This is a genomic window from Spirosoma aerophilum, from assembly GCF_054782495.1.
On the sequence record NZ_BAAGSJ010000036.1, the window covers coordinates 183,662 to 207,573 of the forward strand.

The window sequence follows — 23,912 nt, forward strand, 5'->3', positions numbered from 1 at the left end:
AGCAAAATCATGCGCCAGCCTTCCTAACTCCTCGCTTCTCACTCCTAACTCCTGTTACTAATTACAATAGTCGCTAATTACCTTATAGGCCGGATTGTAGCCTAGTTCTCCGGCTTTGGAGAGGTCGAGACAGCCGCCGTTCTCATCGCCAAGGCTATGTTTGATAAGGCCGCGGACGTAGTAGACCTCGGGGTAGCGGGGATTTAATTTGATGGCGCTGTTGCAATCGGTGAGGGCCCCTTTCTGATCCCCCTGCGCCGACTTGATCATACCCCGGCTAAAGTAGGCTTCGGCGTAGGCCGGGCTCAGTTCAATGGCTTTGTTCAGGTCGATGATTGCCGCTTTGGCTTCCCCCTGTTTGTTTTTGCTGACACCCCGGCTGAAATAGGCTTCGGCCCGCTCGTTGCTCAGTTCGCTGATTTTGCTGCGTTCCTGCACTACGTTTCGAAGGTTATCCAGTACGGCATGCGTCATGCGTCCCGCATATACAACTTTTGTGTCGGCGTTGACATTGTTGATGTCGATGGCCTGATTAAAATCCTGAACCGCCCCTTTCTGATCACCAAGTTTACTCCGGCAAAAACCCCGCCCATAATACGCCCTGAAGTTGTCGGGTTTGAGGGCAAGGGCCCGGTCATAATCGCCCAGCGCTGTTTTATAGTCATCCAGTTTGCTTTTGGCATAACCCCGGTAGAAAAACGAGTCGGCATCGTCAGGGCTTAATTCAATGGCCTTGTCGAGGTCTTTTATGGCCCCGCTATAGTCATTTAACTCAACTTTCGACATGCCGCGCCCGGCATAAGCCTGTGCCCGTTTGGGGGTGAGTTCGATCACTTTCGAAAAGTCGGCAACACTCCCGGCATAATCGTCCAGCTTCTGTTTGGTCGTGGCACGCGTATAATACGCCTGGGCATTACCCGGGTCTAGCTCAATGGTTTTCGAAAAGTCGGTCAGGGCTCCCCGATACTGTTCGATGCGGGTGCGACTAACCCCCCGGCTATAGTAAGCCTGCGGATCGTCGGGATTGAGTTCAATGGACCGACTAAAGTCCAGCAAGGCCCCGCGGTGGTCGTCCTGTCGGCTTTTGCTGACGCCCCGACTCAAAAAAGCGAGCGCATCTTTCCCGTTCAGATCGATAGCTTTGTCATAATCCAGAATGGCTCCCCGATGGTCTTTGAGGTTGGCTTTGGCAAGCCCCCGGTTGTAGTAGCTGGCCGAATTTTCGGGGTTGATGCTGATGGCCATACTGAAGGCCTGGAGTGCGCCGGTAAAATCGTTCGATTTACTTTTGGCGATACCGCTGTCGAAAAATTCAACGGCCGTTTGTTGGGCCATAACGGGATTCAGTGCACTGGCGCATAGAAACAGAGCAGCCAGCGACAGTACATGTCGCTTCATAGGTAAAGTAGCAAGTTGTGGTGAGTAGGTGCCTGGTTGAGCGCGATAAAATTAACCCATTGTAACCGCTTCGCAAACTTATTTATGTATGAAAGTGTACCAAGTCGAAATCTTAGTCATATAATGGCTTCTTGATTCTTTTCAATCCGACAGTATAGCAGCCTTACTAGAGTAAAATAAGACAAATCAAGTCATTTTGTCATATATCGCTGACGAATAAAGGCTGAAACAGGACAAAATGGCGCAAATGTGGCGATTAATGGAGCTGGTACAGGATTTGATTAATAGTGTTTGTGCTTGACAGTAAACAACACTAAAAACTAAATAAGATCATGGCAACCTTAGTTCGATATAACAACTTCCCAACCTTCTTTAACCCTTTTTACAACCGTCCCGTTGTTAACCGGTATTATAATCCTACCCCTAACGTGCCGGCCGTAAACGTTAAAGAAAACGAAACAGGCTTTCTTCTTGAATTGGCCGCTCCCGGCCTGAAAAAAGAAGATTTAAAGATCAACGTGGAAAACAACAAGCTGACGATTGCTTACAAATCGGAAGTAAAAACCGATGAGACGGCCGATAAATTTACCCGGCATGAGTTTGGCTTCACGTCGTTCGAACGCAATTTCAAGTTACCCAAATCAGTCAACGCTGACGCCATCAAGGCTGCTTATACCGATGGTATCCTGACGGTTGAACTGCCCAAAGTTGAGGTAAAAGAAGAGAAACTGGTAAAAGAGATCACCGTGGCCTAAGGGCGAATGGGTGATAAAAAAATGATCTGATTGAACAGGTCGTTTATCTGGAAAAGTGGTGGCATACGTCACCACTTTTTTTATGCCTTGTCAGGCTAGTGAAAGAGCTTCTGTTTCAATTTCTGCCAGCGCGAAGGTGTTCGAACCAGGGTTAGACCACCACCCGTAATACTAATCGTCTGACGAGGCCTGGGCTCGATCAGCACAATATCTTTCAGGACAACGGAACAGGTTGATGGGGATACCGTAAAGGTCGTTCTGCCGGGAATATGAAAAGAGGAAACGGTGTGGGCTGCCAGCGTTAGGTCGGTAGGCTGGAGCTGAGCAGGAACAGATACCGTAAACAGCCCCGAACTGTCCGTTTGCGTTCGCCAGGTTTTATCGGCCTGCGTAATGGAGATATAAACATCGGCCAATGGTGACAGATTGCCACTGGAATCCTGATGCATAACCCGGCCATCAATCGTCACCAGCGTTGGCGGGCTAACAGTTTGCCGGGCTGGCAGGGGCGAAATGGCCATATCCGGCCGTACAGACGTTGGCGGAACTGATTGACTGACTGGCTTAACCTGAGCCCGGGCAGTTTGCCAGCCAAACAAACCCAGCGTCAGCAGGCCGATCCAATGACGCCAGACCGTGTTTGTGGTCCGATTCGCCAGAGGCAGCGGGCGGTCCAGCTGTTCATGTCGAAAACGCCCGCAGCTTGAATCCGGCATCTTATGCAGGACACGGACTAGTTCCTGATCTGAAAGAGCGGTATAATCAACGACTGTCTTCCGGCAACTGGCACAAAAACGGCCATTGTCGGTCGGCTGCATACTGTCCCATGCTTCGTGGCAGGGCGTTGGTATCTGGATGGTAAGGCTGCGCATAATCGACCCGTTTAGGAGACTGGCTCAGAATTGTCAGGATAAATGATCAATTGTTAAAGTTAACGATTTATCAGGTTCATAAACGCTTCCAGTTTTTGCGGGTCCAGTTGACCGTTGGTTCGTACGCCACTGCAAATGTCAAGGCCAAACGGATGTACCGTTTCAATCGCTTCCCGAACGTTCGCGGCACTTAACCCACCCGCCAGAAACACCGGTACCGGCGACTGCTCCACAATTTGCCGACTTACGTCCCAGTTGTGCACTCGCCCGGTGCCGCCCAGTTCTTTCACGGCCAGATTGGGGTTGCCTGAGTCGAGGAGCAGGGCGTCGGCACCGCGCTGAACGGCCAGAAGGGCTTCCTCCAGATTTTGTTCGTCAATGACATGGATGACCTGAACGAGTTTGACCGCTGGCAAGGCAGCATGAAGCTGCGCGTAGGTATCGGCAGGAACGGCATCGACGAGCTGAATGGTATTGGCACCCACGCGCCGTTGATGAGCCAGAATATCGGCCACGGTGGTTTCGCTGGTGAGCATGAACGTGGCCAGCGGTGGGGGGGTCGCCTGAACGATCCCGGCGGCCAGGTCATCGGCTACCACACCGGGGCCGCTGGGCATCCGGCCTACCAGCCCCAGCGCATCGGCACCGAGACGAATAGCCAGTTGCGCTTCCGCAATGCTGCTGATACAACAAATTTTAACTCGGGTTCGGAACGGAGATTGCATAATTTCGGGTTGACTAATCAAACTCTCGGGCGATAAAAATAGTATACGCCGACAAATGTATGGCTCAACAGGCTCCAGTCGATACCTACGCATCTCTCCGCATTCCTGAATTTCGCTATTTCGTCATGAACAGTTTCCTGATCACGGCTACGCTGCTGATTCAGGAAGTTATTCTGGGGTACGAACTTTATAAAATGACACACGACCCGCTGATGCTGGGTCTGGTTGGACTGGCTGAAGCTATCCCGTTCATCGCCCTGTCGCTCTTCGGCGGGCATCTGGCCGACCGTCGGGACAAGAAGCGGATTCTGCAATGGAGTCTGCTGGTTATTCTGGTCGGGTCGGTTATTCTCTACCTCGTCTTTCAGCCGGCGTTTGCTGCGGGTTTATCCCAAACGGCCCGGTTGGGGACTATTTACGGCGTTCTGATGCTGATCGGTACGGCGAAAGGGTTCTATTCACCGGCGAGTTCGTCGTTGAAGCCGTTTCTAGTGCCTCGGCCACTTTACGCCAATTCGGCCACCTGGAGCAGCTCATTCTGGCAAGCCGGGGCGATCATCGGACCGGGTTTGGCGGGTTTTTTATATAGCTGGGTTGGGTTCGATAATACCCTGATCGTGGTCATTGTCCTTCTCCTTCTCTGTTTTCTGCTGATCTCGCTCATTGAGCGTAAACCAACGCCCGTTACGGATTTGCCGGTGTTGAAGCTGAGCGAAAGTCTGAAAGAAGGGTTCCGGTTCGTGTTCAAGACACAAATTGTTCTCTACGCCATCTCCCTCGATCTGTTTTCGGTCCTGTTTGGGGGCGTGGTAGCTATCCTGCCGGTCTTTGCCGAAGATATTCTGAAAGTAGGGGCTGAAGGGCTGGGTTTTCTGCGGGCGGCTCCCTCCGTAGGGGCTTTGCTAACGATGGCCTATATGACCAAACACCCACCTACCCACAATGCCTGGCGCAACATGCTGCTGGCAGTGGCCGGTTTTGGAGTGGCTACCATTGTGTTCTCGCTGTCCACGAATTTCTATCTGTCGCTGATCATGCTAGGGCTAACCGGCGCGTTCGATAGTGTCAGCGTTATTATCCGCCAAACGATCCTGCAAATTTTCCCGCCCGATCACATGCGGGGTCGCGTGGCGGCTGTGAACGGTATCTTCGTGAGTTCATCGAACGAGATTGGGGCATTTGAGTCGGGGTTACTGGCCCGTTTGCTGGGCACGGTGCCATCGGTCATGCTGGGCGGGGTGGTAACGCTGGTCGTTGTGGCCTATGTCTACGCCAAATCAAAGGCTCTGTTTTCCGTTCGGTTGAGCTGAAGATAATGTAGCGTGTAGAATAAATACAGACAATCATCTATTCTACACGCTACATTATCTTCAAAGGGCAGTCAGGCGTAAGCTGGCGATAGGTGAAAGTCACAAATAAATTCATCAATGTCTACCTGCTCGTTAAGCAGAACGCGGGCGTTGAAAAATTCCCAGAATAACTCATCTGAGACCTGATAATCACGTTGCAACCGGACCATGTCGCGGATGCTTGCTTTGAGTTGGTTAACTGGTGTTTGCATCTCGTACGAGCGGAATTGAGCCGTTTCCATAATCTTATGTTGTTTGCGTGCGAGTTTTTTAAACACCCTCTTTACTCTATTGTTTTTATGTATAATGTAATTTATTTCGCCCTGGTTAGAAAAATTATATTCTTTCTTTTAGCTAGGTGCCAGAGGGCAACTGTTGTCCCGGCATGATACAACAAAATTTTTTCTAAAAAATTTAATCGCTTGACAATCAATTATAATATGAAACACTTTACCCTTTTTGTATGGGCCGTCATTGCCGGAGCTGGCCTGGTATCTATGACACCTCCTGCCCGGCCCAAACCGATGAAGTTAGTGAAGGTATGGGAAACGGACACAACCTTACGTACGCCTGAGTCGGTATTGTACGACGGGAAGAACACAATTTATGTCGCCAATATCGACGGCAAACCTGATGCTCTCGACGGCAGCGGCTTCATCTCCAAAGTGACGCTCGATGGTAAAGTTGAGAACCTGCACTGGACGTCCGGATTAAATGCACCCAAGGGGATGGGGCTTTACAAAAAACGGCTCTATGTAACGGACGTCTACCGGCTGATCTGTATAAATACAGAGAATGGACAGGCCGAAAAGACCTGGGATGCGTTAGGAAAAGACCCATTCCTGAACGATGTGACGGTGGCAACCGATGGCACTGTGTATGTTTCCGACAACCGCAACGATAAAATCTATCGCCTGAAAGATGACAAATGGGAAGTCTGGATGGAAGGCGAGCAACTCAACAAACCGAACGGCTTGCTGGCAGTGGGCAAAGACAAGCTTATGATCGGCAGCACGAAGATCGGGGCCCTGCAATCTGTTGATCTGGCAACGAAAGCAATCACTAAACTGGCCGACGGGATGGCCAATACAGATGGCATTGTGCCGGAAGGAAAGGGGAATTATTTTGTGTCGGACTGGAGTGGCCAGCTATTCCATATCGGTACCGATGGGACCAAGGTGCAGCTGATGGACACCCGCGACCAGAAAATCAATTCGGCCGATATTGACTACATCGCCAAAAAGAAATTACTGATCGTACCAACATTCTATAAAAATTCGCTGGTAGCTTATCACGTCGAATAAGCAGGAACCGGCTATGCAGAAACCCGCACCGATAGACTACTGTCGGTGCGGGTTTTTGTTGTGAGGGGGTGTCAATACTCGTCGTCTATGTCTTCGTTCTCATCATCTGCATCACCGGTGATGATTTCGGCTAATCCGGATATGGCCTGGTCCAGAAAGTCCATGACCTCCGTTAGCCGCTTGTGATTGGCATTATCCTCATCGCCAATCCCTACGACGGTCAGCACCTCAAACGATATACGGGAAAGCTCTCCGCCAATGCGCCGTAGATCGGCCTGGGTTTTTTCGGGTAGTGTGCTCATAAGAATTAGGGTATCTACGCCAGCAGCTGCTGAATAGCGGTTTGGGCTTTTTCGGCGCCAAAGCCAGTCATTGCCTCGCCCATGGCCTTTTCGATCAGGTCGTTACCCAGATTGCCGATGCTGCCTTCGTGGGTATGATGCAGCTCTCGTGGGGGGCTGTAGGTATGTTCGGCAATTTCTTTGCCGACGGTTCGGTATGCTTCGCGGAAGGGAACGCCCTGCAACACGAGCTCATTCACGCGCTCGACGCTGAAGAGTAAGTCGTATTTGGGGTCATCCAGCAGATTGGACTTTACCTGAAGGTGCTCCAGCATGAAGTCGGCAATGTTCAGGCAATCCAGCAACTCATCGAAAGCAGGCATCAGAATCTCCTTCAGCAACTGCATATCGCGGTGGTAGCCGGAGGGCAGGTTGCTCATCACCAGCGTTACCTCCATGGGTAATGCCTTCATTTTGTTTGTCTTCGCCCGCAATAGCTCCGCAACATCCGGGTTTTTCTTATGCGGCATAATGCTGCTGCCCGTTGTCAGGGCATCGGGAAGAATCAGGAAACCAAAATTCTGGCTGTTGTACAGGCAAATGTCCATTGCCATCCGCGAAATGGTGGCGGCTATGGCGGCCAGGGCCGTGAGGGCAGTCTGTTCGGTTTTTCCCCGGCTCATCTGCGCGTAAACGACGTTGACGTGCATGCCTTCAAACCCCAGCAGTTCGGTTGTGAGGGTGCGGTTGAGCGGGAACGACGAGCCGTAACCTGCGCCCGAGCCGAGCGGGTTGCGGTTGGCCAGCCGGTAGGCCGTTTGCAGGGTCAGCATGTCGTCGGCCAGGGCTTCGGCATAGGCGCCAAACCACAGTCCGAACGACGACGGCATGGCAATTTGCAGGTGTGTATACCCCGGCAGCAGATCATTTTTATGCTGCTCCGACCGACTCACCAGCCGGTCGAATACCGTTTTGACAGCTTCGGCAACGCGCCACAGACGGTCGCGGGTAAAGAGTTTCAAATCGACCAGTACCTGATCGTTGCGCGACCGACCCGAATGAATTTTCTTGCCCACATCGCCCAGCACCCGAGTCAGCATCAGCTCGACCTGCGAGTGAACATCTTCCACGCCTTCTTCAATCTCGAATTCGCCTGCCTGAATCTTTTGATAGATAATTTTCAATTCATCATCCAGCATGGCTAATTCTTCCGAAGAAAGAAGGCCGATGGTTTCCAGCATTCGGGCGTGGGCGAGGTTGCCCAGCACGTCGAAAGGAGCCAGGTAAAGGTCCATTTCACGGTCGCGGCCGACGGTGAAGCGTTCAATTTGTTCGGCGGTACTGACGCCTTCTTTTTGCCAGAGTTTCAAGAGTGAATGAGTTAATGAAAGAGCGAGAGAGTGAAAGAGTAAATGAGCGGTCAAGCCAGATCGCTCTTTCACTCTTTTGCTCTCTCACTCTTTCGCTTTTTTTGCAAAGGTCGTAAAGAAAATTGGGCAGACAATTTCTCAGGCGATGGGATCGACGGTTGGAAACGGATTTTTCAGTTGTCGGCCAAGTAGCCAGAACCCGCCCGCTGATACCAGACTGATGCCGGCAACGGCCAGCCAGTGTATCGTAAACCCAAAATGAGCGACCAGCTGGGAGCCAATGGCTGGAGAGAGCGTTTGTGCCAGGGCTCCGCTCATTGAGGCCAGGGCCAGGTATTGTCCCCGCGTGGCCGGACGGGATCGCTCCACCGTAAAGGACTGAATAAACGGGATCGCCAGCATTTCACTCATGGTGCCAACCCCAATGAAGACCAGGGCAATGGCCATGTTCGGGATGGTTAACCAGCCGGTCAGTGCCAGAACACCATACGCCACTGCGGTCAGGACAACCCCAACCACGATCAGGTTTGTTTTAGGCCACTGGCGTTGTTCCAGACTATATACCAGCGTCATTTCGACGCAGACAATGATCATCCCGTTCAGGGAGGTCAGGCTGCCAATGGTGCCCACACCCAATTGCATGACCTCCTTGAAAAATAAGGGGACAATGGAAAATAACTGCATAAACGCCATCAGGTACAGGCAGGAGCAGATAACGAAGGCAACGAACCACTTGTCGCGATAAGGTGATTGGCTGGTGGTTATTGTCGGGGGGCTATCCGCCCGTGTAGGTTCGGTCGCAGGAACGGGTATTTTGTCTGGAACGGGCAGGCGCAGCCACAAAACGAGGCCCGCTGCCAGGCAGGTCAGGCCGTCGGCCCAGAACAGCAAGTCGTAACTGACACTGGCGATCCAGCCCCCGAGGCCACCCCCAACGGACCAGCCGAGGTTAATGGCCAGCCGGTTCAGGGAAAAAGCGCGGGTGCGGGTTTCGGTCTCCGAATAAAAAGCAATCGCGGCCTGATTGGCGGGCCGGAAGGCATCGCCAAAGAGTGTGAAGATGAAAACGCTCCCGCAAAGTGCATAGAAGTTAACAACGAATTGCAGGCCTATCAACGCAAACCCACCAAACAGAAGGCTGAAAAGCTGAATATAGTAAAACCCAAACCGGTCGGTCAGACGGCCGCCGAGGTAGGTGCCGACAAAGGCGCCGAGTCCGTAAACCGCCATCACGATGCCCGTATCCTGAACGGAATAATGCAGATACTGCGTCAGGTAGAGCGTCATGAACGGCAACACCATGGTGCCGCAGCGGTTAATGAGCATAACACCGGCCAAAAGCCAGACGGAAGGCGAAAGGCCTTTATACGCTCGCTGGTACAGGTGCAGGGTGCGCTGAAGCATGGTGCGAAGGTACAACGAAAGCTCGCAGACAACCCCACCGAATGTCAGGGAAACTTATTGGTTTAACGTGGACAGTAGCTAGATATAGTTGTTTTTTAATAGGTTGATTTTGTCATGCCGACAAAAAACCGGTAGTCCAATCAGCAAAAATTCACGTTAATTCATCGGGATTTTCGGCGGGCGTCGGCATCTTCGCCGGGTGCAACAAATATTTTCGGGTCGGTGATCAGGGGGCGGTGTTCTTCCAGAAATGATTTCAAGAGCCGGATTTCTTCCAGTTGCTTCTCGATGGGATGGGTGAGGGTGTAGCTCTCCACATGCACTTCGGTGGTGCCGCCCGGCTGGAATTCGGCAATGACATAGTCCATCAGCTTGATGCCCTTTCGTTTAAGTGCGTGGAGGTACAGGTTCTGGTGGTTATGCTGAAAGCGACCGGGCTGATAGGAGGCTGTCGTTTTCAAATCCACGGCTTTGAACTTGCCTATCAGATCAACGTAACCGTAAAACAGCACGTCGTCAATTTCCCACTGGCAGTACACCTGAGTGTCGACAATAGGGCGGGGGAGCAGCTTCCGGACCTTTTTGATCACCTCCGGGTCAAAGCGTTCTTCATTCGTCCCTTTTACAACGGCTTCTTCAAACGAAACGCCCCGTTCCTGAGCGGCCGTGCCGGGCGTAGGCACCCGGTTGATGGAGTCGATCAGCTCCTGAACAGAGAGGTTTCCACCCCGAATGTAGCGTGAAAAGACATTGAGAAGGGACGGATAAAAGCGGTAGTTGATCATAAAACCCACAGATTTGAGCGCGTGTTGAGGCAGCAATTGTGAGCAGTAAACCCCACAGAAACGGGTTTAGTTTTTTACCACCAGCAGCACTCCCGTTATGATGAGCATAACACCGAGTAATCGCCAGCCGTTGGCCGGGTGCAGCGAAAAACCCATCAGACCATAATGGTCGAGGATAATGGCTGCCACCAACTGACCTGCTACGCTCAGACTGACCAGGTTCGCCGTGCCAATTTTTGGTACACTCACAATGACGGTTATCATATAAACGGCTCCCATCACACCGCCCGTCCATTTCCACCAGCTCACCTGTTTAATTACCTCCACAGAGGGTGTTGGTGAGCCGGACGCGAAAAAAAGCAGAATAAGGGCAATCAGACCGGAGCCAAACGAAATGGCCGCGGCCAGAATAGGGCTAGCCATCGCCTGTCGCAAATTGGCATTAACACCGGCTTGAACTGTAATCGCCAGACCAACCAAAAAGGCAAAGAGGATGTAGATGTAATTCATGAAAACAAAGGTAGGTAACTACAACATGAGACCTACCGCTCAGTCAACTTTTATGGTGAACAGATTCTTTGTCATGACTAAGGCATTTTGTAGATTGCCCGACAAACCTAACCTAAACTGGATCAGTTCAATATGTTTATCATTTCTCACTATCCGCTGGCCGTGGTCGTCTGTTTTCTGACCATGCTTTGCTGGGGTTCCTGGGCAAATACCCAAAAATTAACCACCCAGTCTGTGCCAACGACAATTTTCTACCGTGATTACACCTATGGGATACTGATACTGAGTATATTACTTGCCTTCACGCTCGGCAGCCTGGGCTCAGCGGGCCGGTCGTTTATTGCCGATTTTAAGCAGGCCGACACCCAAAGCATTCTCTACGCCCTGCTGGGTGGTTTTGTTTTCAACATCGCCAATGTACTCATTGTGGTGGGTATCGAACTGGCGGGTTTATCGGTGGCCATGCCGGTTGGCATCGGACTGGCTTTGATCTTAGGCGTAATTGTCAACTACGTCCGGTCGCCGGTGGGGAATATTAGTCTCTTGTCGGGTGGCGTATTTTTTATTTTCCTGGCTATCGTATTCAGCGCGTTGGCGTATCGGGCGAAAGCCGTAACCGATGAAACGGTGAGCACGAAGGGGTTGGTGATCACGTTGATCGGGGGCTTTCTGATGAGTTTCTTTTTCTATTTCGTTGCCAGTGCAATGGCGCCGGATTTTGCTAACCCCGGCCCGGGGCTGCTAACGCCGTATACCGCTTTGGTACTCTTTGCACTGGGTGTTGTGGTTAGTACGCCTTTATTTCTGCCGGTTTTGCGTCGGTTTGCCAGCAAGCCCGCCGATGGTGAAATTGGCTATGGCGATGTGAGCCGTCGAAACCACCGGATCGGCATGCTGGGCGGAGTTATCTGGTGTTTGGGTATGGCGTCGAGTTTGCTGGCTTCCGGTGAGGCTGGTTATGCCATCAGCTACGGGCTCGGTCAGGGCGCTACCATCGTCGCTGTTTTGTGGGGCGTCTTTATCTGGCATGAGTTTCGGGGCGCACCGGCGGTTTCCAGCCGTTATCTGACGCTTATGGGCGTCTGTTATGTGCTGGGCCTGGTGTTGATCATCTATGCCAAGTGAAGCGGCTTCTATCGGGCCGACTGGATGTACTCGTCCACGATGCGTTCCAGCACCGGCATGGTCACGGTTCCCTGACTTAAAATAAGGTCGTGGAAGGCCCGTATATCAAATTTTGCACCGAGGGCAGTCTGCGCTTTCCGGCGTAGTTCCTTTATTTTTAGCTCACCAATCTTATAGGCAAGTGCCTGACCGGGCCATGAGATGTACCGATCCGTTTCGGTGGTGCAGTCATGGATCGATAAGGCGGTGTGTGAAGACAGGTAGTCGATCACCTGCTGGCGGGTCCAGTCTTTGGTATGAATACCCGTATCGACAACCAGGCGGCAGGCGCGCCACATCTCGAAGGTGAGCCGCCCGAAATCGCTGTACGGATCTTTGTAGAAGCCCATCTCCTTGCCCAGCCACTCGCAGTAAAGTCCCCAGCCTTCCCCAAAGGAATCGACATAGAGCTGCTTTCGGAATTCGGGAAGGCCGGTTAGTTCCTGCGATAGCGCCGATTGAAGGTGGTGGCCCGGTACTGCCTCGTGCAGGGTGAGGGATTCCAAAGTGTACAGGGGTCTGCTGGGCAGGTCATAAGTGTTGACCCAATAGTAACCGGGGGTTTTGCTGCTGATCGGCGAGCCGGAATAGCGGCCACTGGTGTATTTCGGGGCCAGCGCGTCGGGAACGGGCGCCACACCATACGGCTGCCGGGGCAGCTTCCCGAAGAAAGCGGGTAGCTTCTCGTCAGCTTGTTTGGCAATAAAACTGGCCTCCTTCAGCAATTGAACGGGCGTTTTGGCATAGAATTGAGGGTCGGTACGAAGGAATGTCAGGAAATCCTGAAAGGAGCCTTTAAAGCCGGTTTTTGTGATGAGGGCCTGCATCTCGGTCTGGATGCGGTCCACCTCGCGCAGGCCCATGTTGTGAACCTCATCCGCCGATAGATCGAGGGTGGTATAGTAGCGAACCCGCTGCTGGTAGTAAGCCTTGCCATTGGGCAGGTCGTTGGCCGCCAGTGTGGTGCGGGCACCCGGCAGGTAGTCTGCATCCATAAACGCCCCAAACTGCCGGAAGGCTTTAACGGCTCCGTCCATGACGGCTTTTTGCCCCGCCTGCTGCAAACGGGCCTGCTCTGCCTCACTCATTGAGGTGGGCAAGCGTAAAAAAGGCTGGTAAAAAACACTCTGGGTAGGGTCGGTAACAATATGGGTGCGGTAGGTTGTTTCGAACCCTTTCAGGGTGACTTTGGGGGGCGTCATGCCTATGCGTAATCCTTCGCGCAGCAGCCCGACAACTTCGTTGAGGTAGGTAGGAAACGAATACAGCAGCTTGATATAGCTTTCGTAATCGGCGGTGGTGCGAAAAGTGAGACGCGATTGTATGAGGGGTAAGTAAGAGTGGGGCCCCGATTCGGCGGTAATCGGATTTAAGTAGGCTTTCAGGTCGTAATGGCTAATGTTTTCTTCCAGCGTATAGGCCAGTAACTCGCCATTAACGCGGTCTACGCTGGATAGGGTGGCTGTCGGAATCGACTTGAGCCTGGCCAGCTGACTCCGGTAAAAGGCTGTCTCCCGGGCAAAAGCGGCTTCGGTCTGGGGACTTAAGCGCTCGATCTGCGTCTTTTTTCCGGCCGAAACGGCCAGTAGCGGATGCTCTCTCAGGCGAAAAGCCCACGTACTGTCAATGACCTGATGCAATTGCTGTGTTGGTGTTTGCGCCCGGAGCGATATAGAAAAACAGAGGAGCAGCAGGCATAAGCCCGTACCGGAGCGTAGAGAGAAGGACATGTAACCTGGTGGGTTTAATACGTACTCTCTAATATAGCAGTAAAATAGTTCTGTTGGACCAGATGCCGGAAATCGACAGGCGTCAGCTGGTACGGTGCGAAAAAATAGAAACGACGAATGCGGAGTATTTTCTGCTTATTTTCCCCTCAAATTTATTGCTTATGAAACAAGTCGTTCTCCTGATCAGTGGAGGTTTGTTGCTGGCACTTGGTCTGCTGGCGCTTAACCAGAAACCCCGACGCCCCAATATTCTGTTCATTCTGGCCGATGACTGGAGTTATCCCTACGCCAGCATCTACGGCGATAAAACCATTAAAACCCCTAATTTAACCAGGCTGGCACAGCACGGCACCGTTTTTACCAATGCCTACTGCGCTTCGCCGTCCTGCACACCCTCGCGGGCGGCTATCCTGACGGGCCGTTATCCGCATAACCTTGGCGAAGGCGTTAACCTGTGCGGGCGTCTCGATCGCAGCATGCCGACGTATGTGCAGTTGCTGGAAAAAGAAGGCTACTCCGTAGCGTTTGACCGTAAAGGCTGGGCGCCCGGCGATTTTAAGAAGATGGGATATACCGAAAATCCCGCTGGTAAAATGGCTGAATTCACGGTCTTTATCGACCAGCGTTCCGCCGATCAGCCTTTTTTCTTCTGGTTTGGCACCAACGACCCCCATCGGCCATTCGAGTTGGGGGATGGAAAAAAAACGGGTATCGATCCGCAGCGAATTCATTTGCCAAAATTCCTGCCCGATGTTCCCGAAGTCCGTGGCGATGTGGCCGATTACCTCTCGGAAGTGGAACATCTGGACCGTGAGATTGGCGAATTGCTGAAAAAGCTGGAAACTACCGGCCAGTTGGAAAATACCCTGATTGTGGTGGCCTCTGACAATGGCATGCCCTTTCCGCACGCCAAAGCGAACCTGTATGACTATGGCACGCGGGTTCCGTTGCTGATCAGTTCGTTTGGTAAAAAAGGTCTCCAGCCCAAACGCAATGATTCGTTCGTAAATCTCATCGACCTGATGCCTACCTTTCTGGATTGGGCGGGCGTTAAGCAGCGGCCTGAGCTGGACGGTATCAGCCTGCTGCCGGTGCTTAACGGGCAGAAAGCGAGCCACCGAAATGAAGTATTTCTGGAGCGCGAACGGCATTGTCTGTGCCGATCCGAGTTCGACTATGGGGCTGGCTACCCGATGCGCGCCATTCGCACAAAAGATTATCTCTACATTCGCAATTTTCGACCAGAGCGCATGCCCGCCGGTGATGAAACCATTCCCAACACGCCATCGGTATATGGCGATGTAGACGGCGGCCCAACCAAAGTGTATATGATGGACCATCGAAACGACCCGTCTGTGAATACGTTGTTTGCCATGGGGTTCGGCAAGCGTCCCGCCGAAGAATTGTATGTGCTGAAAAGTGATCCCGACAACATCCACAACCGAATTCAGGAAGCGGCCTACAGCTCCGTAACGAAGGAGTTACGCAGGCGGCTGGATGCGTGGATGGAGCAGGAGCGTGACCCCCGTCGGCAGGGTGGGGGCGATCAGATCGACAAATTCCAGTCGACCACACGGGCCTGGATAACTAAAACGGGAATGATTTTATTGGACGAATAGCAACCCTCTGCAACGGAATAGGATCATAAGTTGTATAAGGTATAAGCGGTCGTTACCCGTTGGTTGATTATTCACTCACTTGTTGGTGAAATGATGATATTTGTCGGGTGAAGGCTGATATTCGTGAAATCAGTTCATACTCAAGTACACACTTTTTAATTTCTCATGCGTAATTTCTTCGTTATCCTGCTGGTGATGGCATCCTTCGTTGTGAAGGCTCAAACGGTTATCACTCAGGCCCCCGCCAGTCCCGCCAAGTCGACCAAATCTGCAAAGCCATTCAAAGTCAAACTAGCCGGGGGCTATGTCTCACCCGCAAACGGTATGGGGGAAAGTGATTTCGTGAAGGGTGGCCTTGCCTACAGCATCGAGCCGCAGTACGAACTCACACGCAGTCTGGAAGTTGGCCTTCGCTTCGAACAGGCATTTATCAAGCGCCCCGAAGCGCTGTCCAAAGATATTTTTTATGCCACTAAGGCCAAGTCCATTCTGTCGGGCGCGTTAACCGCGAATTATGTCTTCAACACGGGCACCGGTCTCAAGCCGTTTATTGGCGTTGGCGTTGGCGGGTACTATACCGAAGCCAGCCAGCAAAACATACCCATACAGGGTACCAGCTCAACGGTTGCTTACCCATTGCCCGCTACTGTGTCGCTGGGCGGACTAGCCCGGATAGGCGTTAAATACGGTATCGTGCATGTTGAAGCGGACTATAATCTGATCAGTGATACCAGTGTTAAAAATGCCGCCACCGGCCTGACCCTGACGGCTCAAAATACGTATTTTGGTATTAAAGCGGGCCTAACTATTGGTGGATCGCGGTAGGGTGCTGGTTTAAACGTGGAATGGTGGGGCAGCAGACTGGTGGAGTAAATAGTTAATTACTGCACCAGTCTGCTGCCCCACCATTCCACGTTTTAGTACTCAATGAGTCGTAGGAACATCTCGGCTGCGTGCCAGGCGTGCGGGAAGGCCAGTTTTTGTTTGACAAGGTCTTTGTCCAGCACCGTAAGGCCGGGGTAATGTGCATTGCTGGCCCGCTGCTCCCAGCTTAAGGGATAATCGAGGTTGCCGATACTACCTCGTTTTTCGCCGTAAAAATGATCTTCGGCCCAGACCCGATACGGGAAATGGGCATTCAAATCATCGCTCAATCGTTTGCCGTCAACGTGTTCGCGGGTGTAGGCCCACCAGAACAGGGACGAATAACTGTCATACTGGCTTGGAATTCGGTAGCGGTCGGGCAAATTGAGCGACTTGAGCCCATATTTCAGCCATTTGGTCTGGTAAACGGCGTGCTCTGCCTCGTCGGATTGCCCGATGATGTAATCCTCTCTGTCAAATTTCCTGACTGAATCCAGCGCCATCTGTACAACCGGGTGGCTTTTGTCGGATACCAGCGACACCAGGAATAACACTTCACCAAGGTTATCGGCTTCCTGGCTGCCCTGCCTGTTTCGGTCGAAGGGGTCGTGAAGGGCCATAATCCAGTCATGTATCAGGGGTAGGTTATCCGTCTGTTTAAGGACCATACCCATGAGCGCGGCATCGCGGTATCGGGGTTTTAGATAAACAAGAAAATTGGGGACGGGACGACCATGCATGATGTTGATCAGGACTTCATGATGCAGCACTCGTAGCACCGAAGCAAAACGCTTACCCGTAAAGCGAGGCAAATTTACCCGGCTTCGCGTTCCCGGAATCAGTTTGGGCTTCTTGCTGGCCTGGAGAAGCCACACGCCCGTTTCATCTTCCAGGATCTGTATGGTTTGGCCGTCTTCCAGAATCAAATGAACCAGATAGGCGGATGGGACAATGATCTCCTGCTTCACACGCCATTGTTCCTCAATGTTGCCCGTCAGGGCGTTGAGCAACCTTCCTTTTCGATAAATGAGTTTCAACCGGTCACCCATCCCGAACAACAGAAAATTCAGGTCGGGCAATTGGTGCTGATTCGTGTAGTCCTTTCGGAGCAGGTTCAGGTTCTCCCGGTATGCCTGCAGTTCGGCTGCCGGATTCGTGTGCATGGCGGGCAAAACAGGCTTTTGCGCCAAAGCCGAAAGCGGTAGAAACACCAGGAGGAAAAGCCAGCGGAAGAGCATAAATTGGAGTGGAGCTAACCTGGCCTTAAGTAACACAAAATTTTGGTAGAAAGAGCGCAGACAGGTAAGCGGTCACTCACCGCGATCCGTATCGACAGGCGTCGTTTCTTCTCGCCCTGTTTTTAATTAATGCATTCGTTGCTAAACATTTAGCCTCTTTATTATCTTTATCTACGTAGCTAAATAGTGCGGTTGATAGGATTTATTGAACGCTAATTTCTATATGATTATATTGCAATTTGTTAAAGTTTATATTTCTTCTGGTTCATCGTTGTCGTTTATTTGCCTGGGCGATTTCGTTTTTCAGTAATAGGCTATTTATAAATGACTTCGACAACGACTCCAACAACAATTGATCTAACAAACTGCGAACGGGAGCCCATCCACATTCTCGGTCATATACAGTCCTATGGCTACTTGCTGGCCATTCAACCCGATACGTATTCCATTGTTCATGCGAGCGACAACATTGTTGACCTGACCGGTATAGAGGCCGCTCAGCTATTGGGGCAGCCAATAGATAAAATGCTGGAAAAAACAGACCTGCCTGTTCGCAGTCTGATCGAACTTCTGAATGTAGGCCGTCGAAATGACTCCTGGGAGTCCATGAACCCGCACCGGCTGGTGCTGAACGGAAAAAGCTGGAACCTGATTATTCACCAGCATCAGGGCCTTGTTCTGCTGGAATGGGAGCCTATGGGCAACGACCAGAACCAGTTGATCAATCAGCAGCTGATTGCCCAGGCCTTAACGGAGGTGCAATCCAGCCGCACGCTGACCGAACTCCTTCAGAATACCGCCCGACGGGTGAAAAGCATTATCGGTTTCGATCGGGTGATGGTCTACCGGTTTGGTGCCGAATGGCATGGGCAGGTCATCGCCGAAGAAAAAGACGAACATCTGGAGCCTTTTCTGGGATTGCATTATCCGGCATCGGACATTCCCCGGCAGGCTCGTGAGCTTTATAAAGTGAATCTGGTTCGGCTGATTGCCGATGCGGGCAGTATGCCGTCCCGCATTTTAACAACACCCGACTGGCCCGAAAATCAGCCACTTGACCTGACGCACTCGGTTCTCAGGGCCGTGTCGCCGGTGCACATCGAATACCTGAAAAATATGGGTGTGCAGGCTTCCATGAGCATCTCGCTCTTGTACCGGGGCGAGTTATGGGGCCTGATCTCCTGCCACAACAGCCAGCCCCGGTTTGTGGATTACCCGGCCCGACAGGCCGCCAAGTTCGTTAGTCAGCTGCTGTCGGCGGCTTTGGAGTTTCGAAAGGATAAAGAAGACCAGACGAACCTGCTCCAGTACCAGCAGGCTGGTCGGCAACTGCACGAGCAGTTGCTGTTAAGTGACGATGTCGTTCGGGCACTGACCAAACTTTCCGTTACGGCTTTGGACGTAGCAGGTGCAGCCGGAGCGGCCCTTTTGTTTAACGACAAAGTGTATCAACTTGGCCAGACCCCGGACGAGAAGGCCATTCGGGGTTTAGCCGACTGGATCGGCAAAACAGGAACCGAATCTTTCTACGAGACCAACCAACTCCCCAATATATATCCCCCCGGCAAGGAATTTAGGGCGGTGGGAGCCGGGTTGTTATCCATTGTGTTATCGCGGGAGTTGAATGAATACCTCTTCTGGTTCAAGCCTGAGCGTATTGAAGAAGTTACGTGGGCAGGTAATCCCGACAAGCCCATTACCGTTTCGGACGATGGTGTTCGCCGACTGAGTCCCCGCACCAGTTTTGCGGCCTGGACGGAACTGGTGCGGAACACATCAGAGCCGTGGACTGAGTCTGAGGTTTCGGTGGTGGTGAAACTGCGGGAGGATATCTTGCAGATAGTAACCAGGCAGGCCAATGAAATCAGGTTGCTCAACCAGCGTCTGCAACTGGCCTATGAAGAACTGGACGCCTTCAGCTATACCGTATCGCACGATTTACGGACCCCGCTGTCGTCGATCCGTTGTTACTCGGAAATCCTGCTCGAAGAGTACGGCGAGGATTTTACACCCGATGCGAAGGCCCTGTTTCAGAAAGTGATCGACTCAACCGATCGAATGCGCCGGCTGATCCGGCACATTTTATACTATTCACGCATGGGCCGTACCGAGCTGGATACGCAACTCGTCGACATGAAGCAGTTGCTTGAGGGTATTCGGGAGGAAATTATGGTGACCAACAAAGACCGTTCGCTCCAAATCGACATTGAGTCTGCTCCAGCCATCAATGCCGACCCAACCATGACGCTTCAGCTGTTTACGAACCTGATCGGTAATGCGGCTAAATATACCCAGCTGGCACCGCAGGGGCTGGTGCGGGTAAAGGGTATTCAACAGGATGAAGAGGTGATCTACTCCGTTGAAGATAACGGTATTGGCTTCGATATGAAGCAGGCCGGCCGGATGTTCGAATTGTTCAAACGATTAGAAAATGCCCGTAATTTCGAAGGGTCCGGGGTGGGCTTAGCCATTGTAAAACGGATCGTGAATCGGCACCAGGGCAAGATCTGGTTTCATAGCGAACCAAACCAGGGCACCACATTTTTCGTTTCATTTCCAGTAACCCCCCCTGTCTCTTAAGCATATGGCCGACGTACTTTATGTTGAAGATAATCCGAACGACGCGGACATTTTTGGCCGTCTGGTCCGGAAGCTGAAACGGCCCATTACGTATACCGTTATCAGCAGTGGCGCCGAAGCGCTTGAATACCTGACGGGGCAGGGACGTTACGAAAGTCAGAAAACTATACTCCCGAAACTGGTGCTGCTGGATTTAAACTTAAGCGGGTTGAGTGGATTCGATGTGATCGAACAGACGCGGGCCTTCGACAAGACACGCTATCTGCCCATTGTTGCGTTCAGCACATCCGATAACCCTAAAGATATACAGTCAGCCTACGAAGCGGGCATCAATGCCTATGTCGTGAAACCTGGCACCTATCAGGCCACGGGCACTGTTCTGGAAAAATTATGTGAGTTCTGGCTGGAAAACAACATTCGAATAGACCATAGATGAGTACTTTACTGGATCGGTTGCGGCACGAAACCCGGCCTGCTCACGAGCAAACGGAGCAACTTTTTTATACAGAAGCACTCAGAACCGGCAGCCTGTCGGCCATGGAGTACAGCCATCTGCTTCGTACTCACTTGGTCTTTCACCAGGCGCTGGAAACGGCCATTGACCGTTATCCTGATTTTTTTGAGGAGTACCAACCCGATACGCGTCGGAAAACGTCCTGGCTGGAATCTGACCTTGTTTACCTGAATGAGCCCTTGCCCTCGCTGCAGCCCGGACTTTTTGCCGAATGGTCGCCGGTGGATCTGTTGGGGGCCGCTTATGTGGGAGAAGGCTCCATGCTGGGCGGCACCGTGATTGCCCGGTTATTGCAGCAGAACGAGGCCATCCGTCCGTTGCTGGCGCATGCCCGCTTCTATCAGGGTTATGGCCCGGCCACCGGTGGCAACTGGAAACGTTTCGGGGCTTTTCTGACAGAACGAGGCACCCCTACTGCCAATGACGTAGTCGATGCCGCTGGTCGGGCCTTTTGCCTGTATCAAACCGTTTTTCGGTCAAATCAGCCCCGGTTTGCCGTATAGATGAACGAGCGAACGTCAGCCGCTCACTCGCTCAACCGGCTTCAAACCAGAATCGGCAGGAAGATTTTAAAGGTAGAGCCTTTGCCTTCCTGACTGCTTACGTCGATACCGCCCCCGTGGCTTTCGGTTACCCGCTGGCAGATGGCCAGACCAATGCCGGTTCCACTGTAGTTTGCCGGATTGTGCAGGCGCTGGAACGGGGTGAAGATCCGGTCTTTATAGCGTTCATCGAAGCCAATACCATTATCTGATACCGTTATGAGCCAGAAGGGCTGGTTCGTCTGGTCGATCAGATTGGCTGGTAGTTCATTCGGACTGGCTTCCTGAAACTGTATGTTGATAAGGGGCGCTATGCCGGGCTGCGTGAATTTTAGCGCGTTTGTAATGAGATTCTGAAACAGCTGACGCAGCCGGGACGCACTACCATATATATGGGGCAGGGGAGATGTCTGGACCGTCGCGTTTTTTTCAGAGATGGTCATTTCCAGGTCCGTTACCACATCGTTGAGTACGTCGTTGAGGGCAACTGTTGTAAACGAGTCTCGTTGTGTACTTAGTTGCGAATAGAGCAGTAAATCCTTGATTAACAGTTGCATTCGCCCGGCCGATTTCTGTATGCGCCGAACCATATCCCGCTCGCCGTCCGAAAGGCTATCAACAAATTGATTCTGGAGAATATCGCTGAATGCCTGAATACGCCGGAGAGGTTCCTGTAGATCATGCGACGCGATGTGCGCAAATTGCTGCAGGTTCTCGTTGGAGCGATGCAGTTCAGCGTTGGCTTCTTTGAGTTCTTTCTCCTGCTGCTGAGCGGCCAGTTCCGCCTGTTTCCGTTCAGTGATGTTGTTGTACGTGACGACTACACCATTGCTGCCCTGTTTAACCGCCGACACTTCAAACCAGCCTTCAAGACCAAACTCATCGCGGTAATACTGACTGCTTTGCTCAGGCTGCCCCGTTTCCACAACCCGTACATACAAATCAAAAAAACCATTGTCTTTATTGCCCGGAAAAACAGTCAATAAAGGTCGGCCAATAATCTGATCAGGTGTCATGAAGTTACTTTTGATGACGGCTTCATTCGCCGTATCCATCATAAAGTCGACAACCGTATTGGATGCATCGCGCAGGGCCGTCATGGCAATAATGCTGTTGAGCGACGCATCCAGGGTCGTTCGGAGTTGATTGGCCTGCTGTTCGAGGGTATGTGTCTGTTCCTCTACGCGACGTTTTAATAAGGCCTCGTTTTCTTTATCGGCCGTAATATCCATGACCGTGCCGATAAATTGATGAACAACCCCCTGTTCATTAAAGAAAGCCTGCCCATTGGAGCGGATCCAGCGAATCTGGCCATCGTTTCGCCCTACAGTACGGTATTCGAGGTCAAAGCGGCCGTCGCCACCCGGTTGCAGAATGGCCTGAATGGCCCGGTCCGCCATTTCCCGATCATCCGGATGAACCCCTTCTAAAAAAACAGTATAGTCGATCGTTGCTGACGGGAGCAGGCCAAATAACTCTTTCGTGCGGTCAGACCAGATCAACTCGCCGGTTAGGGGCCGAAATTCCCAGGTACCCATGCGGGCGGCTTCAACAGATAACCGAAAGTTGGTTTCGGCTATTTGCGAACGCAGTTCAATCTGTTTTCGGTCGGTCACGTCAACCAGCACACCGGAAAAAGTAAGCGGTTGGTTGCTGGTATCGTATGTAGCCTTGCCGCGTGCCAAAACCCAACGGGTATGGTTGGGAGACACGATGCGGTACTCTGCCTCATACACTTGCCCGTACCGTATCGCTTCGTCAATCAAGTGGAGCACTCGCGACTGGTCGTCCGGATGAATCGAGTCGGTGAATGTGCTTAAGGGAAGCCCCAGCTCACCCAGCTCGTCATGGACGCTGAATAGCCGGAAAAGATTCACATCCCCATATACTTTATCGGCTCCGATATCTAAAAACCAGGTAGCAATCAGGCCTATGCTCAGGGCTGTTTGAAGCTGGTCGAAAGAACGGCGAAGTAAGGCTTCTTCGTCTGGTTGTAAAGGCGTTGATTGAGCAGCAAAAGGCTGATTCATGCGTTGAGACTATCTGAAAACGTTAGCGGTTAGTCTGTGGTTTTGAGCCAATGAATGCGTTCAGGACATCATCTTTTCGAGGAACCACACACCGTTCGATTGCCAGTCGAACCAAGGCCATCAGTTGGGCCTGCCGTTCGGCAAACCCTGTTTTTACCTACTAAACTAAATTACGGGCAAAACGTCTTTAAAATAAATACAGATCCTTTATTCTGTCAATCCGGTGGCTCAGAATCAGCCGCCTTCTCTTCACTGGAATAGGCTGTTTAGGGCAATTTTGGGTTGAGATGAGCGCCAGGCTTATTGGCGTGCCTGTTTTTTGCGGATGGCCTGTCGTTGCTTCAGCACTTCCTGTTTATCAGTATGAATATCTTCGGCTTCTTCAACGGAGTGGGATTCTGACAGGTTGGCCTCGGTTTTTGCTTTCTCAACGAGTTTGCCGAAAAACCGGTGGAGGGCGCGCAGTTCAGCTTCTGTAAGGTCTTCGACATTGAGCAGGCGGTTACTGGCTTTATTATTCACCGCGATGAGTTCATTCAATTTGAGCTGCATCGCCAGCGAGTCTTTATTCTGCGATTTCTGAATCAGGAAGACCATTAAAAACGTGATGATCGTTGTGCTGGTGTTGATGACGAGCTGCCACGTATCGGAATAGCCGAAAATAGGTCCCGTGATGATCCAGACGATAATGCTCAGTAAAGCCAGCAAAAAGGCGGTGGAGGAACCTGTTACCTGGGTGGCTCTAGAGGCAAATGTCTCAAACGATTTGGCAAATGAACGAGTACGCATGGGGAGACGGAAATTAAAAAGTAGACTATGTACTAAATGGTTTGGGCGGGTGATTTCTGAAATTAAAAAACGGCATAGCCGCGCCAGAA

At 51.8% G+C, this 23,912-nt stretch carries 22 protein-coding genes; 9 read left to right on the plus strand and 13 right to left on the minus strand.

The window, feature by feature from the left end:
* Positions 1-57: 57 nt before the first annotated feature.
* Positions 58-1,398, minus strand: a complete 1,341-nt coding sequence (locus ACYVK4_RS28605; RefSeq protein WP_461131003.1) for a tetratricopeptide repeat protein — start codon at positions 1,396-1,398, stop codon at positions 58-60.
* A 332-nt stretch (positions 1,399-1,730) separates the two neighbouring features.
* Between ACYVK4_RS28605 and ACYVK4_RS28610 the strand changes: the two genes are divergently transcribed.
* Positions 1,731-2,153: an Hsp20/alpha crystallin family protein gene (locus ACYVK4_RS28610; protein WP_461131004.1), complete on the plus strand. Its 423-nt coding sequence runs from the start codon at positions 1,731-1,733 to the stop codon at positions 2,151-2,153.
* A 95-nt stretch (positions 2,154-2,248) separates the two neighbouring features.
* Here the strand turns inward: ACYVK4_RS28610 and ACYVK4_RS28615 are convergent, their stop codons facing one another.
* Together ACYVK4_RS28615 and ACYVK4_RS28620 are read right to left on the minus strand one after the other, a co-directional pair.
* Positions 2,249-3,025 (minus strand): carboxypeptidase-like regulatory domain-containing protein, encoded by a 777-nt coding sequence (locus ACYVK4_RS28615; RefSeq protein WP_461131005.1) that lies wholly within the window; start codon positions 3,023-3,025, stop codon positions 2,249-2,251.
* A 59-nt stretch (positions 3,026-3,084) separates the two neighbouring features.
* Positions 3,085-3,750 carry a phosphoribosylanthranilate isomerase gene (locus ACYVK4_RS28620; RefSeq protein ID WP_461131006.1) on the minus strand — a complete coding sequence of 222 codons (666 nt, stop codon included), beginning with the start codon at positions 3,748-3,750 and terminating at the stop codon, positions 3,085-3,087.
* 59 nt (positions 3,751-3,809) lie between these two features.
* Here ACYVK4_RS28620 and ACYVK4_RS28625 point away from each other — a divergent pair, with 59 nt between their 5' ends.
* Positions 3,810-5,060 carry an MFS transporter gene (locus tag ACYVK4_RS28625; protein ID WP_461131007.1) on the plus strand — a complete coding sequence of 417 codons (1,251 nt, stop codon included), beginning with the start codon at positions 3,810-3,812 and terminating at the stop codon, positions 5,058-5,060.
* A gap of 71 nt (positions 5,061-5,131) precedes the next feature.
* Here the strand turns inward: ACYVK4_RS28625 and ACYVK4_RS28630 are convergent, their stop codons facing one another.
* Complete coding sequence (locus tag ACYVK4_RS28630; RefSeq protein ID WP_461131008.1) at positions 5,132-5,341, minus strand: hypothetical protein; 210 nt, start codon at positions 5,339-5,341, stop codon at positions 5,132-5,134.
* A gap of 198 nt (positions 5,342-5,539) precedes the next feature.
* Here ACYVK4_RS28630 and ACYVK4_RS28635 point away from each other — a divergent pair, with 198 nt between their 5' ends.
* Positions 5,540-6,403 carry an SMP-30/gluconolactonase/LRE family protein gene (locus ACYVK4_RS28635; RefSeq protein ID WP_461131009.1) on the plus strand — a complete coding sequence of 288 codons (864 nt, stop codon included), beginning with the start codon at positions 5,540-5,542 and terminating at the stop codon, positions 6,401-6,403.
* A gap of 71 nt (positions 6,404-6,474) precedes the next feature.
* Here ACYVK4_RS28635 and ACYVK4_RS28640 read toward each other — a convergent pair whose 3' ends face one another.
* From ACYVK4_RS28640 to ACYVK4_RS28660, 5 genes are all read right to left on the minus strand, one after another.
* A complete protein-coding gene (locus ACYVK4_RS28640) occupies positions 6,475-6,705 on the minus strand; it encodes a hypothetical protein (RefSeq protein ID WP_461131010.1) in 231 nt (76 codons plus the stop codon).
* A 14-nt stretch (positions 6,706-6,719) separates the two neighbouring features.
* Positions 6,720-8,054, minus strand: coding sequence for an argininosuccinate lyase (gene argH / locus ACYVK4_RS28645; RefSeq protein ID WP_461131011.1), 1,335 nt, complete (start codon positions 8,052-8,054; stop codon positions 6,720-6,722).
* A gap of 138 nt (positions 8,055-8,192) precedes the next feature.
* Positions 8,193-9,458 carry an MFS transporter gene (locus ACYVK4_RS28650; protein ID WP_461131012.1) on the minus strand — a complete coding sequence of 422 codons (1,266 nt, stop codon included), beginning with the start codon at positions 9,456-9,458 and terminating at the stop codon, positions 8,193-8,195.
* 161 nt (positions 9,459-9,619) lie between these two features.
* Positions 9,620-10,243, minus strand: coding sequence for a hypothetical protein (locus ACYVK4_RS28655; RefSeq protein WP_461131013.1), 624 nt, complete (start codon positions 10,241-10,243; stop codon positions 9,620-9,622).
* A 66-nt stretch (positions 10,244-10,309) separates the two neighbouring features.
* A complete protein-coding gene (locus ACYVK4_RS28660) occupies positions 10,310-10,753 on the minus strand; it encodes a DMT family transporter (protein WP_461131014.1) in 444 nt (147 codons plus the stop codon).
* Positions 10,754-10,885: 132 nt separating this feature from the next.
* On the opposite strand from ACYVK4_RS28660, the gene ACYVK4_RS28665 reads away from it, so the two are divergent.
* On the plus strand, positions 10,886-11,878 hold the full coding sequence (locus tag ACYVK4_RS28665) for a GRP family sugar transporter (protein ID WP_461131015.1): 993 nt from the start codon (positions 10,886-10,888) through the stop codon (positions 11,876-11,878).
* Between the two features lie 8 nt (positions 11,879-11,886).
* Here the strand turns inward: ACYVK4_RS28665 and ACYVK4_RS28670 are convergent, their stop codons facing one another.
* The gene (locus ACYVK4_RS28670) at positions 11,887-13,647 is read right to left on the minus strand and encodes a DUF885 domain-containing protein (protein WP_461131016.1); all 1,761 of its coding nucleotides are present in this window, start codon (positions 13,645-13,647) and stop codon (positions 11,887-11,889) included.
* 161 nt (positions 13,648-13,808) lie between these two features.
* On the opposite strand from ACYVK4_RS28670, the gene ACYVK4_RS28675 reads away from it, so the two are divergent.
* Positions 13,809-15,266 (plus strand): sulfatase family protein, encoded by a 1,458-nt coding sequence (locus tag ACYVK4_RS28675; RefSeq protein ID WP_461131017.1) that lies wholly within the window; start codon positions 13,809-13,811, stop codon positions 15,264-15,266.
* Positions 15,267-15,431: 165 nt separating this feature from the next.
* Positions 15,432-16,091 (plus strand): outer membrane beta-barrel protein, encoded by a 660-nt coding sequence (locus tag ACYVK4_RS28680; RefSeq protein ID WP_461131018.1) that lies wholly within the window; start codon positions 15,432-15,434, stop codon positions 16,089-16,091.
* Between the two features lie 92 nt (positions 16,092-16,183).
* On the opposite strand, the gene ACYVK4_RS28685 is transcribed toward ACYVK4_RS28680, so the two are convergent.
* Positions 16,184-17,368, minus strand: coding sequence for a hypothetical protein (locus tag ACYVK4_RS28685; RefSeq protein WP_461131019.1), 1,185 nt, complete (start codon positions 17,366-17,368; stop codon positions 16,184-16,186).
* A gap of 324 nt (positions 17,369-17,692) precedes the next feature.
* On the opposite strand from ACYVK4_RS28685, the gene ACYVK4_RS28690 reads away from it, so the two are divergent.
* The 3 genes from ACYVK4_RS28690 to ACYVK4_RS28700 are packed head-to-tail and all read left to right on the plus strand — an operon-like array spanning position 17,693 to position 20,965.
* Entirely contained in the window at positions 17,693-19,948 is a 2,256-nt protein-coding gene (locus tag ACYVK4_RS28690) for an ATP-binding protein (protein ID WP_461131020.1), read from the plus strand.
* A gap of 4 nt (positions 19,949-19,952) precedes the next feature.
* Positions 19,953-20,384, plus strand: coding sequence for a response regulator (locus ACYVK4_RS28695; RefSeq protein WP_461131021.1), 432 nt, complete (start codon positions 19,953-19,955; stop codon positions 20,382-20,384).
* Positions 20,381-20,965, plus strand: coding sequence for a biliverdin-producing heme oxygenase (locus ACYVK4_RS28700; protein ID WP_461131022.1), 585 nt, complete (start codon positions 20,381-20,383; stop codon positions 20,963-20,965). The genes ACYVK4_RS28695 and ACYVK4_RS28700 overlap by 4 nt, the downstream gene beginning before the upstream one ends.
* A 41-nt stretch (positions 20,966-21,006) precedes the next feature.
* Here the strand turns inward: ACYVK4_RS28700 and ACYVK4_RS28705 are convergent, their stop codons facing one another.
* A complete protein-coding gene (locus ACYVK4_RS28705; RefSeq protein WP_461131023.1) occupies positions 21,007-23,034 on the minus strand; it encodes a PAS domain-containing sensor histidine kinase in 2,028 nt (675 codons plus the stop codon).
* Between the two features lie 300 nt (positions 23,035-23,334).
* The gene (locus tag ACYVK4_RS28710) at positions 23,335-23,823 is read right to left on the minus strand and encodes a low affinity iron permease family protein (RefSeq protein ID WP_461131024.1); all 489 of its coding nucleotides are present in this window, start codon (positions 23,821-23,823) and stop codon (positions 23,335-23,337) included.
* Positions 23,824-23,912 lie beyond the last annotated feature (89 nt).

Coding starts and splice junctions, on each gene's coding strand:
- ACYVK4_RS28630 (WP_461131008.1), bottom strand. CDS start 5,341: ATGGAAACGGCTCAATTCCGCTCGTACGAGATGCAAACACCAGTTAAC.
- ACYVK4_RS28675 (WP_461131017.1), top strand. CDS start 13,809: ATGAAACAAGTCGTTCTCCTGATCAGTGGAGGTTTGTTGCTGGCACTT.
- ACYVK4_RS28660 (WP_461131014.1), bottom strand. CDS start 10,753: ATGAATTACATCTACATCCTCTTTGCCTTTTTGGTTGGTCTGGCGATT.
- ACYVK4_RS28700 (WP_461131022.1), top strand. CDS start 20,381: ATGAGTACTTTACTGGATCGGTTGCGGCACGAAACCCGGCCTGCTCAC.
- ACYVK4_RS28640 (WP_461131010.1), bottom strand. CDS start 6,705: ATGAGCACACTACCCGAAAAAACCCAGGCCGATCTACGGCGCATTGGC.
- ACYVK4_RS28655 (WP_461131013.1), bottom strand. CDS start 10,243: ATGATCAACTACCGCTTTTATCCGTCCCTTCTCAATGTCTTTTCACGC.
- ACYVK4_RS28605 (WP_461131003.1), bottom strand. CDS start 1,398: ATGAAGCGACATGTACTGTCGCTGGCTGCTCTGTTTCTATGCGCCAGT.
- ACYVK4_RS28685 (WP_461131019.1), bottom strand. CDS start 17,368: ATGCTCTTCCGCTGGCTTTTCCTCCTGGTGTTTCTACCGCTTTCGGCT.
- ACYVK4_RS28665 (WP_461131015.1), top strand. CDS start 10,886: ATGTTTATCATTTCTCACTATCCGCTGGCCGTGGTCGTCTGTTTTCTG.
- ACYVK4_RS28670 (WP_461131016.1), bottom strand. CDS start 13,647: ATGTCCTTCTCTCTACGCTCCGGTACGGGCTTATGCCTGCTGCTCCTC.
- ACYVK4_RS28650 (WP_461131012.1), bottom strand. CDS start 9,458: ATGCTTCAGCGCACCCTGCACCTGTACCAGCGAGCGTATAAAGGCCTT.
- ACYVK4_RS28610 (WP_461131004.1), top strand. CDS start 1,731: ATGGCAACCTTAGTTCGATATAACAACTTCCCAACCTTCTTTAACCCT.
- ACYVK4_RS28710 (WP_461131024.1), bottom strand. CDS start 23,823: ATGCGTACTCGTTCATTTGCCAAATCGTTTGAGACATTTGCCTCTAGA.
- ACYVK4_RS28690 (WP_461131020.1), top strand. CDS start 17,693: ATGACTTCGACAACGACTCCAACAACAATTGATCTAACAAACTGCGAA.
- ACYVK4_RS28680 (WP_461131018.1), top strand. CDS start 15,432: ATGCGTAATTTCTTCGTTATCCTGCTGGTGATGGCATCCTTCGTTGTG.
- ACYVK4_RS28705 (WP_461131023.1), bottom strand. CDS start 23,034: ATGAATCAGCCTTTTGCTGCTCAATCAACGCCTTTACAACCAGACGAA.
- ACYVK4_RS28625 (WP_461131007.1), top strand. CDS start 3,810: ATGGCTCAACAGGCTCCAGTCGATACCTACGCATCTCTCCGCATTCCT.
- ACYVK4_RS28615 (WP_461131005.1), bottom strand. CDS start 3,025: ATGCGCAGCCTTACCATCCAGATACCAACGCCCTGCCACGAAGCATGG.
- ACYVK4_RS28695 (WP_461131021.1), top strand. CDS start 19,953: ATGGCCGACGTACTTTATGTTGAAGATAATCCGAACGACGCGGACATT.
- ACYVK4_RS28620 (WP_461131006.1), bottom strand. CDS start 3,750: ATGCAATCTCCGTTCCGAACCCGAGTTAAAATTTGTTGTATCAGCAGC.
- ACYVK4_RS28635 (WP_461131009.1), top strand. CDS start 5,540: ATGAAACACTTTACCCTTTTTGTATGGGCCGTCATTGCCGGAGCTGGC.